We start from the raw sequence: 12,865 nt of genomic DNA, 5'->3' as shown, positions 1-12,865 counted from the left end.
AAACTAGCCGCATGAGCTCACAGTCACCGGCCGCACAGTCATCGACCGCACAGGCCCGCATCGCGCACCTGCAGCGGGAGACGAGCGAGTCGAGCATCGACCTGACGATCAACCTCGACGGCACCGGCGTCTCCGACATCCACACCTCGGTGCCGTTCTACGACCACATGCTCACCGCGTTCGCCAAGCACTCGCTGACCGACCTCACCGTGCGGGCGTCGGGGGACATCGAGATCGACGTGCACCACACCGTCGAAGACGTCGCCATCGTGCTCGGACTCGCCATCCGGCAGGCGCTCGGAGACAAGTCAGGCATCTCCCGCTACGGCGACGCGCTCGTGCCCCTCGACGACGCCCTCGCCCAGGCTGTCGTCGACATCTCCGGCCGCCCGTACCTCGTGCACACCGGGGAGCCTGCCGGCTTCGAGTTCCACCTCATCGGCGGACACTTCACCGGCTCGATGGTGCGCCACGTCTTCGAGGCGATCGCATTCAACGCGGCCCTCACCGTGCACGTCACCGTGCTCGGCGGCCGCGACCCGCACCACATCGCCGAGGCCGAATTCAAGGCCTTCGCCCGCGCCTTCCGCCAGGCCAAGGCCTACGACCCGCTCGTCTCCGGCATCCCCTCGACCAAGGGCGCCCTGTGACGAGCGTCGTCGTCTTCGACTACGGCACCGGCAACGTGCACTCGGCCGTCAAAGCCCTCGAACTCGCCGGCGCCGACGTGACCCTGACGAGCGACCGCCGCACCGCCCTCGAGGCTTCCGGCCTCGTCGTGCCCGGCGTCGGAGCGTTCAGCGCCGTGATGAGCGCCCTCACCGCCGTGCGCGGCGACGAGATCGTCGACCGCCGCATCGCCGGGGGACGGCCGGTGCTCGGCATCTGCGTCGGCATGCAGGTCCTGTTCGAGCACGGCGTCGAACGCGGCTCGGACACCGAGGGACTCGGCGAATGGCCCGGCACCGTCGCCCAGCTGCCCGCCAGGATCCTGCCGCACATGGGCTGGAACACCGTCACCCCCGACCCGGACTCGCGCCTCTTCGCCGGCATCGAGGACGAGCGGTTCTACTTCGTGCACTCCTTCGCCGCCCAGGAGTGGACGCTCGAGGTCACGCCGCCGTTCCCGCGGCCCCGGCTCACCTGGGCGGAACACGGCGGACCGTTCCTCGCCGCTGTCGAGAACGGACCGCTCTCCGCGACCCAGTTCCACCCGGAGAAATCGGGCGAGGCCGGCATCCGCCTGCTGAAGAACTGGATCGGTACCCTGCGGGACTGACCGTCCCCTCTCGCTTTTGTTCGGCGGCCCGGCCGCACCCATCCCTGATCTGAGGACTACCGTGACTGAAACCACCCCCCGCCTCGTCCTGCTCCCGGCTATCGACGTCGCAGACGGCAAGGCCGTGCGCCTCACCCAGGGCGAGGCCGGGACCGAGACCAACTACGGCGACCCCGTCGACGCCGCCCTCGACTGGGCGAGGCAGGGCGCCGAGTGGATCCACCTCGTCGACCTCGACGCGGCCTTCGGGCGCGGCACGAACACCGACGTGATCAGCCGGGTCATCCGCGAGGTCTCCGGAGTCAAGATCGAACTGTCCGGCGGGATCCGCGACGACGCCTCCCTGCAGGCGGCGCTCGGCGCGGGCGTCAGCCGGATCAACCTCGGCACGGCGGCCCTGGAGAACCCGGACTGGGCTGCCCGCGTGATCGCCGAACACGGTGACCAGGTCGCCGTCGGCCTGGACGTGCGCGGCACGACCCTTGCCGCCCGCGGTTGGACGAAGGAGGGCGGCGACCTCTGGGAGGTGCTCGCCCGCCTCGAGGAAGCGGGCTGCTCCCGTTACGTCGTGACCGACGTCACCAAGGACGGTACTCTGCAGGGTCCGAACCTCGACCTGCTCCGGCAGGTGCTCGCGCACACCGACCGTCCCGTCGTCGCCTCCGGCGGCATCTCGAGCCTGGCCGACCTCGTCGCCCTGCGCGAGCTGGTCCCGCTCGGACTCGAGGGCGCGATCGTGGGCAAGGCGCTCTACGCCGGCGCCTTCACCCTCGGTGAGGCCCTGGATGTCGCCGGCCGTTAATCTCGGATCGACCGGCCTCCCCGGGGGCCCAGAAGGCCAGGGAGGCCCCGGTCGCGCCGGCGTCCCTGCCGACTCCGCCGGGCAGCCCTGGGCCGGCCGTGCCTTCGAAGCCAACGACCACGCCGACGACGACGGATCGGCCCCGCTCGACCTCCTCGCCGCCCTCGCCCGCTACCGCGACCGGGAGTCCGGGGAGGAGGCCGTCGTCGACGCGATCCGCTCGTCCCGGCTGCTGATCCCGCTCGTGACGGCGCTCGGCGACTCCGGGCACACCGACGCCGGTCTCCTCGTCGACAAGACCCAGGAACTCTCGGTCATCACGGTCGCCGGACCGGACGGTCGGAACGTGCTCCCGGTGTTCACCTCGGCCGAAGCCATGGCCGCGTGGAACAGTGCGGCGCGGCCGGTGCCGGCCGACGGCATCCGGATCGCCCTCGCCGCGGCACAGGAGAACACCGACCTCGTCGTGCTCGACCCGACCGCGCCGACCGAATATGTCGTGCGGAGGCCGGCCCTGTGGGCGATCGCGCAAGGCCAGCCCTGGACGCCGAGCTACGCGAGCCGCGCCGTCGCCGACGCCTTCGCGGCGTCGATCACGAGCGAGCTGAGCGTGCTCGGCGTCGCGCTCTCCGCCGGCGACCCGCTCGGCCGGCTCGCCGGGCCAGAGCTCGTGGTGCGCCTCGAGCTCGTCGACGGCCTGACCCGCGCCGAACTCGACGCGACGCTCGCCCGGCTCGCCGCGCGGTGGTCGGCGAGCGACACGATCGCCACCCAGGTCGATTCCCTGCGCGTGCAGCTCGCCGCGTCACGCTGACCGGGCCGGTCGCTGGGGCCGATTGTCAGGGGTGGGCGGGAAGATGGAGAGATGACCGAGGTCCTGCAGAGATTCTCGCCCGCCACCCGGGCCTGGTTCGGCCAGGCCTTCGCCGCGCCGACCGAGGCCCAGCTCGGCGCCTGGGACGCCATCTCCCGTGGCTCGCACGCGCTCGTCGTGGCCCCGACCGGCTCGGGCAAGACCCTCGCGGCCTTCCTGTGGGCCATCGACCGGCTGGCGACGCCGGCCCCTGAGTCTTCCGCGGCCACGGATGCCGCAGGGACGGTCGCCGCCCCGCTGCCGCGCACCCGGGTGCTCTACATCTCCCCGCTCAAAGCGCTCGGCGTCGACGTGGAACGGAACCTCCGCGCTCCGCTCGTCGGCATCACCCAGGCGGCGGCCCGGCTCGGCTTCCCTCCGGTCACGGTGACCGTCGGCGTGCGCTCGGGGGATACCCCGGCCGCCGACCGGCGCAGCCTCGTCAAGACGCCCCCCGACATCCTGATCACGACCCCCGAGTCGCTCTTCCTGATGCTCACCTCCGCCGCCCGTGACTCCCTGCGGGGTGTCGACACCGTCATCATCGACGAGGTGCACGCCGTCGCGTCGAGCAAGCGCGGCGCCCACCTCGCCGTCTCTCTCGAACGCCTCGACGAGCTGCTCGCGCGGCCGGCGCAGCGGATCGGTCTCTCTGCGACCGTCCGCCCGGCCGCGGAGGTCGCCCGGTTCCTCGGCGGCGCCGCCCCCGTGCAGATCGTCAATCCTGCCGCGGGCAAGCGCTTCGACCTCCGCGTCGTCGTCCCCGTCGACGACATGACGCAGCTGGGCCCCGTTCCCGAACGGGAGGGGTCGACAGCGGCCGCCGCGCCGCAGGCCGGTTCGATCTGGCCGCACGTCGAAGAAGCCATTGTCGACGAGGTGCTCGCGCATTCCTCGTCCATCGTCTTCGCGAACTCGCGCCGCCTTGCCGAGCGACTGACCGCGCGCTTCAACGAGATCTACGCCGGGCGCCTGGCGGATGCCGCGGAGCAGGCCGCGGGCGAGCTCGCGCCGGTCGGGGCAGGGGTCGCACCGGCATCCGCTGCCGAGGGCGCTGCAGCGGGCGCAGCCGGTGCGGGCTCAGACGGTGCGGGCTCAGTCGGTGAAGGCTCAGCACGCGGTTCAGCGGGCCCTGCACGGCCGCCGGCAGACCTGATGGGAGCGAGCGGCCAGAGCGCAGGGGCCGAGTCGCTGCTCGCCCGCGCGCACCACGGCTCGGTGAGCAAGGAACAGCGTTCGATGATCGAGGAGGACCTCAAGGCCGGGCGGCTGCGCTGCGTCGTCGCGACGTCGAGCCTCGAACTCGGCATCGACATGGGTGCCGTCGACCTCGTCGTGCAGGTCGAGTCTCCGCCCTCTGTCGCGAGCGGGCTGCAGCGGGTCGGCCGCGCCGGGCACCAGGTCGGCGAGATCTCCCGCGGCGTCATCTACCCCAAGCACCGTGCCGACCTCATCCACGCCGCCGTCGCCGCCGAGCGGATGGTCGCCGGACTGATCGAGTCGATCGCGGTGCCCTCGAACCCGCTCGACATTCTCGCCCAGCAGACCGTCGCGGCGGTGGCGCTCGAGCCGATCCAGGCCGAGGACTGGTTCGACATCGTGCGCCGCAGCGCCCCATTCCAGGGCCTGCCCCGCTCGGCATACGAGGCAACGCTCGACCTCCTGGCCGGGCGGTACCCCTCCGACCAGTTCGCCGAGCTCCGCCCCCGGATCGTCTGGGACCGCGACACCGGCCTGCTCACCGGGCGTCCCGGCGCGCAGCGCCTCGCCGTCACAAGCGGCGGCACCATTCCCGACCGCGGGCTTTTCGGCGTCTTCATGGTCGGCGGCGAGCAGACCACAGGGCGGCGTGTCGGCGAACTCGACGAGGAGATGGTCTACGAATCCCGGGTCGGCGACGTCTTCGCACTCGGCACGACGAGCTGGCGGATCCAGGAGATCACCCACGACCGGGTGCTCGTGCTCCCGGCGTTCGGCGAGCCGGGGCGGCTGCCGTTCTGGAAGGGTGACGGCCTGGGCCGGCCGGCGGAACTCGGCGAGGCCGTCGGCGCCTTCGTCCGGGAGGTCTCCGCGTTGCCGGAGGCCGCCGCCCGGGTCCGCTGCGCGGCCGGGGGGCTCGATGAGCGCGCCGCGAACAACCTCCTGGTCTTCCTCGCCGACCAGCGCGCGGCCACCGGCCAGCTGCCGACCGACCGCACCCTCGTCGTCGAACGGTTCCGCGACGAACTCGGCGACTGGCGGGTGATCCTGCATTCCGCATACGGCATGCAGGTGCACGCGCCGTGGGCGCTCGCGGTCGCCGCCCGGGTGCGGGAACGCTACGGGCTCGACGGCGGGTGCGTCGCAAGCGACGACGGAATCGTCGCGCGCATCCCCGACACCGACGCCGAACCGCCCGGCGCCGAACTCTTCGTCTTCGAGGCGGAGGAGATCGAGCAGCTCGTGACCGATGAGGTCGGCGGCTCCGCCCTCTTCGCCGCCCGGTTCCGTGAGTGCGCCGCCCGCGCCCTGCTGCTCCCGAAGTACAACCCCGGCACCCGGTCGCCGCTCTGGCAGCAGCGGCAGAAGGCCGCCCAGCTGCTCGAGGTCGCCCGCACGTTCCCCACTTTCCCGATCATCCTCGAGACCGTGCGGGAATGCCTGCAGGACGTGTACGACCTGCCGGCCCTGCTCGACCTCACCCGCAAGATCAACAGCCGCACGATCCGCCTCGTCGAGACCCGCACGGAGACCCCGAGCCCCTTCGCGAGCACCCTGCTCTTCGGTTACGTCGCCGCGTTCATGTATGAGGGCGACTCACCGCTCGCCGAGCGCCGGGCCACGGCGCTGTCCCTCGACTCGAGCCTCCTCGCGGAGCTGCTCGGCAGGGTCGAACTGCGAGAGCTCCTCGACCCCGCCGTGATCGAGCAGACGGATGCCGAACTCCAGCGCCTGCCCGCCGACCGGCACGCGCGGGGCGTCGAGGGTATCGCCGACCTCCTCCGCCAGCTCGGGCCCCTCACGACCGAGGAGGTCGCCGCCCGGCTCGATACCCAGGACGACCCCGACGCCGAAACCGGCCTGCTCGAGCTCGTCGCCGCACGCAGGGCACTCAGGGCCGGGTTCGCCGGCCGCCAGTGGTGGGCCGTGATCGAGGACGCCAGCCGGCTTCGCGACGCCCTCGGCGTTCCGGTGCCGCTCGGGGTGCCCGCCGCCTTCACCGAGGCCGTGCCAGACCCGCTCGGCGACCTGGTCAGCCGGTACGCGCGGACGCACGGCCCGTTCACGGTGGCGGATGTCGCCGACCGCTTCGGTCTCGGTCCGGTCGTCGCCCTCGGGGCGCTGCGACGTCTCGCCGGCACCCGCCGGGTGATCGAGGGCGAGTACCGGCCGCACGGCACCGGCAGCGAATGGTGCGACGCCGAGGTTCTGCGCCGACTCCGCAGGCGGTCCCTCGCGGCGCTCCGCCACGAGGTCGAGCCCGTCGATCAAATCACGATGGGCCGGTTCCTGCCGTCCTGGCAACATGTAGGCGGACGGCTGCGCGGCGTCGACGGCGTCGCATCCGTCATCGAACAGCTCGAGGGGGCCCGCATCCCGGCGTCCGCCTGGGAATCGCTCGTGCTGCCCGCCCGGGTGAGCGACTACCGGCCGGCGATGCTGGACGAACTCACCAACGCGGGCGAGGTGCTCTGGGCGGGGGCAGGCACCCTCGCGGGCAACGACGGCTGGATCAGCCTGTACCTCGCCGAGACCGCCGCGCTCACCCTGCCGCCGCCAGCCCTCGTCGAGACCACGGAGCTGCAGGGCGAGGTGCTCGCGACCCTCGGCGGCGGGGGAGGGTTCTTCTTCCGGCAGCTCGCCGACGCGGTCGGCAGCCAGGACGACGTGCTCCTCGCCGACGCCCTCTGGGACCTGGTCTGGGCCGGCCTCGTCGGCAACGACACCTTCGCCCCGGTGCGGGCGCTGCTTTCCGGAGGCCGCACGGCGCACAGCACCCGGAGGGCGGTGCCTCGGGCACGCCTGCACGGCGGCCGCGGGTTTGCCCGGTCGGCGATGCCGTTGCGCGGCGGACCGCCGACGGTGTCCGGCCGCTGGTCGATCGTGCCTGTCGCCGACGATTCACCCACCCGCCGCGCCCATGCCCTCGGCGAGACCCTGCTCGAACGCTACGGGGTCGTCACCCGCGGCGCCGTCGTGGGGGAGGGCGTCACCGGCGGCTTCGCGCTCGTTTACCGCACCCTGAGCGGCTTCGAGGAATCCGGCCGCTGCCGGCGCGGCTACTTCATCGACGGGCTCGGCGCCGCACAGTTCGCGACCGCCGGAACGATCGACCGGTTGCGTTCCTTCACCGAGTCGGAGTCCGGCGCGCACGGTGGCCGGGGAGCGGGTCCCGCCGCGGCAGGGCAGGGGGCGCCGGTCGTCGTCACGCTCGCCGCGACCGACCCGGCCAACCCGTACGGGGCCGTGCTGCCGTGGCCGGCCCTGCCGGCCGGCACCACTCACCGTGCTGCCCGGAAGGCCGGCGCGATCGTCGTGCTCGTCGACGGCGCCCTCGCGCTCTACGTCGAACGCGGCGGCAAGACCGTGCTCGCCTTCGACGGAAGCCAGGTCGGAGGGGCCGACGATGTCGACGCCGGCGCCGTGCCGGCGGGTAACCGCGCCGATGCCGACGATGCCGTTGGTGCTGCCATCGGTGCCGACGTCGCCGCCGCCCGTGACGCACTCTTCGCGGCCGCGGCCGGTGCCCTCGCCGCCACGGTGACGAGCGGCCGGATCGCCAAACTCGGCGTCGAGACGGTCAATGGCGCCTTCGTGATCGGCACCCCGTTCGGCCGCGCGCTCCAGGCCGCCGGATTCGGCGTGACGCCGAAGGGACTGAAGCTGCATGCCTGAGGCCGACCGTGCCTGAGGGCGACACCGTCTGGCTGACCGCGCACAACCTCGACACGGCACTGCGCGGGGCCGTCCTGACCCGCTGCGACATCCGCGTGCCGGCCTATGCGACCGTCGATCTCACCGGCGACACCGTGCACGAGGTCACGAGTCGCGGCAAACACGTGCTGATCCGGGTGGGGGAGGCCAGCATCCATTCACACCTGAAGATGGAGGGCGCCTGGTACCTCTACCGGCACGGCTCGGCCTGGAAGCGGCCGGCCTTCCAGGCCAGGGCCGTGCTCGAGACGGCCGACTGGATCGCGGTCGGCTTCGAACTCGGGGTGCTCGAGGTGTTGCCCATCGGGGAGGAAGGTGCCAGGCTCGACTACCTCGGCCCCGACCTGCTCGGCGCCGACTGGGACCCCGCCGAGGCCGTGCGCCGCCTGGAGGACCGGCCCGAGCGTCCGATCGCGGTCGCACTCGCCGACCAGGCGAACCTCGCGGGTCTCGGCAACGAGTACGTGAACGAGCTCTGCTTCCTGCGGGGCGTGCTGCCCACCCGGCCGGTGGCCGACGTGACGGATGTCGCCGGTCTCGTCGACCTCGCGCACCGGCTGATCGTCGCGAACCGCGGCAGGACCGACCGGATCACCACGGGTTCCGCCCGCCGCGGCGAACAGTCCTGGGTCTACGGTCGTGCCGGCCGGCCCTGCCGACGCTGCGGCACCCGCATCCGCCAGGGGACGCTCGGCCGCTCTGAGCTCGAGCAGCGGGTCACCTACTGGTGTCCCCGCTGCCAGACCTGACGTGCCGGCTCAGGTGTCGCATATCGACGTTCGCGGGTCGCGGGAACGTCGATATGCGACACCTCAGGGAAGGGTGATCGGGCTAGTTGACCGGGCCGGTGTACTTCTCGCCTGGGCCCGCGCCGATCGGGTCCGGGATCGCGGAGGCCTCGCGGAACGCGAGCTGCAGCGAACGCAGCCCGTCGCGCAGGCTCCGCGCGTGCATGTCGGCGATGTCGGGGGCGGCCGCCGTCACGAGCCCGGCGAGGGCGTTGATGAGCTTCCGGGCCTCGTCGAGGTCGATCTGCGTGTCGGGGTCGTCGGCGAGCCCGCACTTCACCGCAGCGGCGCTCATCAGGTGCACGCACGCCGTCGTGATGATCTCCACGGCGGCCACATCGGCGATATCGCGGGTTTCCTGGCTGGCATCCTGGCTTGTGCTACTGGTCACTGCATTCCTCTGTTAGACTCGTCCGGGCTCCGAGGTATTTATCTCGGTACGAAAGTGGATAATCTCCCACCCGCGCATACCGCTTCACAAAGGTTACCGGGTTGTTTGCACTCCGCCGTCGTGGCACTGGAAACAGTGGCGCGAAGGTAGACAGGGTGCCGTACGCAGTGTTTGAGCAATAACGCTCCACCATTTCGCACGCGATTTTCCTCTCTTCGTCGCCAGGCGGCATCCGTTGCCTGGCTGTAGTCACGATGCATGAGAGAAGGAGAGACGCATCAGCGATCCCCGTACAAATGACCGTATCCGCGTCCCTGAAGTCCGTCTTGTCGGCCCCGCCGGCGAGCAGATCGGGGTCGTGGCCATTGACGTCGCACTGCGCATGGCACAGGAGGCGGATCTGGACCTCGTCGAGGTTGCCCCTACCTCCAAGCCGCCGGTCGCAAAGATCATGGACTACGGCAAGTTCAAGTACGAGGCTGCGCAGAAGGCCAAGGAGGCCCGGCGCAACCAGGCGAACACCATTCTTAAGGAAGTTCGGTTCCGCCTCAAGATTGACACGCACGACTACGAGACCAAGCGCAAACGCGCCGAAGGCTTCCTCAAGGCCGGCGACAAGGTCAAGGCCATGATTCTTTTCCGTGGCCGTGAACAGTCCCGTCCCGACCAGGGCGTACGACTGCTCCAAAGATTTGCCGAGGATGTCGCGGAATTCGGTTCGGTCGAATCGAGCCCGACTATCGACGGTCGAAACATGGTCATGGTGATTGGCCCACTGAAGAACAAATCAGAGGCCAAGGCAGAGGCCAATGCACATAGAGCTGCTGATAAGGCAGCGAAACAGGAGGAAAAAAATGCCTAAGATGAAGACCCACTCCGGGACTAAGAAGCGCTTCAAGGTAACCGGCAGCGGCAAGATCATGAAGCAGCAGGCCGGTTTGCGCCACAACCTCGAGGTCAAGAGCACCCAGCGCAAGTCCCGCCTGAACCACGACCAGGTGTTGGCCAAGGCCGACGCCAAGGTCATCAAGAAGCTTCTCGGTCGCTAGACCCCGTACCCCTAAAGGAACAAGAAAATGGCAAGAGTAAAAAGAGCGGTCAATGCTCACAAGAGCCGCCGCGTCATCCTCGAGCGCGCCAAGGGTTACCGCGGCCAGCGCTCCCGTTTGGTCACGAAGGCCAAGGAGCAGCTCACTCACTCCTTCACTTACAGCTACCGTGACCGTCGTGCACGTAAGGGTGACTTCCGTCGCCTGTGGATCCAGCGGATCAACGCTGCGTCCCGCCAGAACGGCCTGACCTACAACCGCCTCATCCAGGGCCTCGCCCTGGCCGGCATCGAGGTCGACCGTCGTATCCTCGCCGACCTCGCGGTCAACGAAGCGGCCACCTTCGCCGCCATCGTCGAGAGCGCCAAGGCAGCACTGCCCGCCGACACGTCCGCACCGAAGGTCAAGGCCTAGCCTTCACGCTTCAGCGCCGTTCAGTTCGCGAGCAGTTCGTTCCACCAGCACTCCGCATCACCCAAAACGGGAGCGGGCCCCAGGGCCCACTCCCGTTTTTGCGTTCCCGCGCCCGGAACCGGGTCAGGCGGCGGGGGTCGAGAGGTCGTAGACCGTCGAGCCGCCGACCGTGGTCGCGGTGTATGTCGCGGCCACCCAGGTCGCGATGGCCGTCGCGGTGCTGTCGCCGCCGCCCATGCCGCCGCCCTGGCTTCCGGAGATGTAGTAGCCGACGTCACCGGCCGCGACGTACGCCTGGAACTCGGCGAGGGTCGGCGTCGGGTCACTGCTCCAGCCGCCGATCGCCATCACGGCGACGCCGGTGGACAGTTCGAGCGTCGCAGCGGACTGCGATCCGTCGACCGCCGCGGCCCAGCGAGCCGTCGAGGCCGTGAGCAGGGCGGTGAGCTCGGACGAGGTCGCGGAATCCGAACCCGCGCCGGAGGGAGCGGAGCCGGAGTCGCCGGCGTTCGCCGCGGCATCCGTGCCCGTGTCGCTCGTGCCGGAGCCGGTATCGGTGCCCGTCGTTCCGGTCGTGCCCGAGCCGTCCGGACCGCCGGTGCCTCCCGTCGGGGGAGTGCCGCCTGCGCCGTCCGGCGCCGTGCCGCCATCGGGCCTCGTGCCGCCGCCGTCGCCTGTGGGGGCACCGCCCATCGCGCCGCCCGCGCCGCCGCCCATTCCGCTCGAGGACGAGACAGAACCGACAGAGGGAATCGAGCCGTTGTGCGCGACCGACGCCGTCGCGATCGCGTATGCCGCACTTCCGCCGAGGCCGCCGAGCATGCCGACGAGAACCGCGACGGTCGTGAGGCGACGCCAGCTCAGTGCGGCACCGACGACGAAGCCGGCCGCGCCGAGCAGGGTCACCGTGAGCAGTGTCCAGCGCAGCCACGGCAGCCAGTCCGCGTTCTCGGACAGGAGCACGAAGCCCCAGGCGCCGGCGGCGGCGATCATCGCGGCGAGGCCGAGCCGGCCGAACCAGTGCGAACGGCCGTGCCAGAGCACGACGCCGCCGGTTCCGACGAGGCCCGCGATCGCCGGGGCGAGGGCGACGGTGTAGTACGGGTGGATGGTGCCGCTCATGTAGCTGAAGACGAGTCCCGTCACGAGCAGCCAGCCGCCCCAGATCACGAGAGCAGCGCGGGCACCGTCGGTACGGTGCCGCTTGCGGGTGGCCCAGAGGCCGAGGACCAGGGCGAGCAGCGCCGTCGGCAGCAGCCACGAGATCTCGAGGCCCATCTCGCTGCTGAACAGGCGGCTGAGTCCGGTCGCGCCGCCGAAGCTCGAGCCGGCCGCGGCCGTCGTGCCGCCGCCCGCGTTTCCGCCGCCGCCTGCGGTCGCCCCGAAGATCCGACCGAGGCCGTTGTAGCCGAAGACGAGGTCGAGCACGGTGTTGTCCGTGGACCCGCCGATGTATGGGCGAGCGGATGCCGGCCACAGGGCGACCGCGAGCACCCACCACCCCGCCGACACGACGAGGGCGCCCGCGGCGACGCCGAGGTGTGCGAGGCGGCGCCAGACGGTCGTATTCGCCAGGAGCAGGTAGGCGAGGCCGAAGGCCGGCAGCACGACGAGGCCCTGGAGCATCTTGGTCAGGAAGGCGAAGCCGAGGGCGACGCCGGCGAGGGCGAGCCAGCGCCAGCTCGCGGCGGGCAGCGCGCGGACCACGCAGTACGCGGCAGCCGTCATCAGCACCGTCAGGAGTGCATCGGGGTTGTCGAAGCGGAACATCAGCGCCGCGGCGGGCGTGAACGCGAGCACCGCGCCGGCCACGAGCCCGCCGACGGCGCCCAGCCGTTGGCCGAAGGCCACGAGGCTGCGCCGCACGGTCGCGAAGACGAGGGCGACGGCCGCGACGCCCATCAGCGCCTGCGGCACGAGCACACTCCAGCTCGAGAAACCGAAGATCCGCGCCGAGAGCCCCATCACCCAGAGCGATGCCGGCGGCTTGTCGACGGTGATGAAGTTCGAGGAGTCGAGAGATCCGAAGAACAGGGCGGTCCAGCTCCTGGACCCTGCCTGCACCGCGGCGGCGTAGAAGCTGTTCGCCCAGCCGCTCTCGCTCAGGTTCCAGAGGTAGAGCAGGCCGGTGACGATCAGGAGCGCCCAGAACGACGGCCGGATCCAGGCGGCGTCCGTGCGCTCTCCGAGAATGATCCGGGCGATCAGTCCGCGGCGCGCCGTCGACGGCGCTGCGGCGCCGGACGTGCTGGACCCTGTGGTCGCGCCGGATGTGCGCGGCACGGATACGGGTGGGCGGGTCACGTGACCCGGAACGATGTGGCCGGTCATGGCTCCTCCAAAGGTTGATCCTTTGAGCTTGCCGAGTGCGTCCA

At 71.0% G+C, this 12,865-nt stretch carries 11 protein-coding genes; 9 read left to right on the top strand and 2 right to left on the bottom strand.

Annotated elements, in window-relative coordinates:
• Positions 1-11 precede the first annotated feature (11 nt).
• From hisB to E3O50_RS01485, 6 genes are all read left to right on the top strand, one after another.
• A complete protein-coding gene (hisB, locus tag E3O50_RS01510; RefSeq protein WP_134446973.1) occupies positions 12-650 on the top strand; it encodes an imidazoleglycerol-phosphate dehydratase HisB in 639 nt (212 codons plus the stop codon).
• The gene (hisH, locus tag E3O50_RS01505; RefSeq protein WP_134559730.1) at positions 647-1,279 is read left to right on the top strand and encodes an imidazole glycerol phosphate synthase subunit HisH; all 633 of its coding nucleotides are present in this window, start codon (positions 647-649) and stop codon (positions 1,277-1,279) included. The genes hisB and hisH overlap by 4 nt, the downstream gene beginning before the upstream one ends.
• A 61-nt stretch (positions 1,280-1,340) precedes the next feature.
• Entirely contained in the window at positions 1,341-2,081 is a 741-nt protein-coding gene (gene priA / locus E3O50_RS01500) for a bifunctional 1-(5-phosphoribosyl)-5-((5-phosphoribosylamino)methylideneamino)imidazole-4-carboxamide isomerase/phosphoribosylanthranilate isomerase PriA (protein WP_134559729.1), read from the top strand.
• Entirely contained in the window at positions 2,065-2,895 is an 831-nt protein-coding gene (locus E3O50_RS01495) for an SseB family protein (protein WP_134559727.1), read from the top strand. Before priA ends, E3O50_RS01495 begins: the two co-directional genes overlap by 17 nt.
• 51 nt (positions 2,896-2,946) lie before the next feature.
• Positions 2,947-7,809: a DEAD/DEAH box helicase gene (locus E3O50_RS01490; protein WP_134559725.1), complete on the top strand. Its 4,863-nt coding sequence runs from the start codon at positions 2,947-2,949 to the stop codon at positions 7,807-7,809.
• Positions 7,810-7,817: 8 nt separating this feature from the next.
• Positions 7,818-8,597, top strand: a complete 780-nt coding sequence (locus E3O50_RS01485) for a DNA-formamidopyrimidine glycosylase family protein (RefSeq protein WP_134559723.1) — start codon at positions 7,818-7,820, stop codon at positions 8,595-8,597.
• 82 nt (positions 8,598-8,679) lie between these two features.
• Here the strand turns inward: E3O50_RS01485 and E3O50_RS01480 are convergent, their stop codons facing one another.
• On the bottom strand, positions 8,680-9,027 hold the full coding sequence (locus E3O50_RS01480) for a DUF1844 domain-containing protein (protein ID WP_134446984.1): 348 nt from the start codon (positions 9,025-9,027) through the stop codon (positions 8,680-8,682).
• 277 nt (positions 9,028-9,304) lie between these two features.
• Here E3O50_RS01480 and infC point away from each other — a divergent pair, with 277 nt between their 5' ends.
• From infC to rplT, 3 genes are read left to right on the top strand one after another with little or no spacing between them, the layout of a single operon-like run.
• Positions 9,305-9,889 carry a translation initiation factor IF-3 gene (gene infC, locus E3O50_RS01475; RefSeq protein WP_134446986.1) on the top strand — a complete coding sequence of 195 codons (585 nt, stop codon included), beginning with the start codon at positions 9,305-9,307 and terminating at the stop codon, positions 9,887-9,889.
• Positions 9,882-10,076 carry a 50S ribosomal protein L35 gene (rpmI, locus tag E3O50_RS01470; RefSeq protein WP_134446988.1) on the top strand — a complete coding sequence of 65 codons (195 nt, stop codon included), beginning with the start codon at positions 9,882-9,884 and terminating at the stop codon, positions 10,074-10,076. The genes infC and rpmI overlap by 8 nt, the downstream gene beginning before the upstream one ends.
• Positions 10,077-10,103: 27 nt before the next feature.
• The gene (gene rplT, locus E3O50_RS01465; RefSeq protein WP_134446990.1) at positions 10,104-10,490 is read left to right on the top strand and encodes a 50S ribosomal protein L20; all 387 of its coding nucleotides are present in this window, start codon (positions 10,104-10,106) and stop codon (positions 10,488-10,490) included.
• A gap of 123 nt (positions 10,491-10,613) precedes the next feature.
• Here rplT and E3O50_RS01460 read toward each other — a convergent pair whose 3' ends face one another.
• The gene (locus E3O50_RS01460) at positions 10,614-12,821 is read right to left on the bottom strand and encodes a glycosyltransferase family 39 protein (protein WP_134559721.1); all 2,208 of its coding nucleotides are present in this window, start codon (positions 12,819-12,821) and stop codon (positions 10,614-10,616) included.
• Between the last annotated feature and the right edge of the window lie 44 nt (positions 12,822-12,865).

This window comes from Cryobacterium sp. MDB1-18-1 (assembly GCF_004402735.1).
GTDB classification, from domain to species: Bacteria; Actinomycetota; Actinomycetes; order Actinomycetales; family Microbacteriaceae; genus Cryobacterium; species Cryobacterium glucosi.
This window is presented reverse-complemented; position numbering and strand designations above follow the sequence as displayed.

Coding starts and splice junctions, on each gene's coding strand:
- hisB (WP_134446973.1), top strand. CDS start 12: ATGAGCTCACAGTCACCGGCCGCACAGTCATCGACCGCACAGGCCCGC.
- E3O50_RS01495 (WP_134559727.1), top strand. CDS start 2,065: ATGTCGCCGGCCGTTAATCTCGGATCGACCGGCCTCCCCGGGGGCCCA.
- E3O50_RS01490 (WP_134559725.1), top strand. CDS start 2,947: ATGACCGAGGTCCTGCAGAGATTCTCGCCCGCCACCCGGGCCTGGTTC.
- rpmI (WP_134446988.1), top strand. CDS start 9,882: ATGCCTAAGATGAAGACCCACTCCGGGACTAAGAAGCGCTTCAAGGTA.
- rplT (WP_134446990.1), top strand. CDS start 10,104: ATGGCAAGAGTAAAAAGAGCGGTCAATGCTCACAAGAGCCGCCGCGTC.
- E3O50_RS01460 (WP_134559721.1), bottom strand. CDS start 12,821: ATGACCGGCCACATCGTTCCGGGTCACGTGACCCGCCCACCCGTATCC.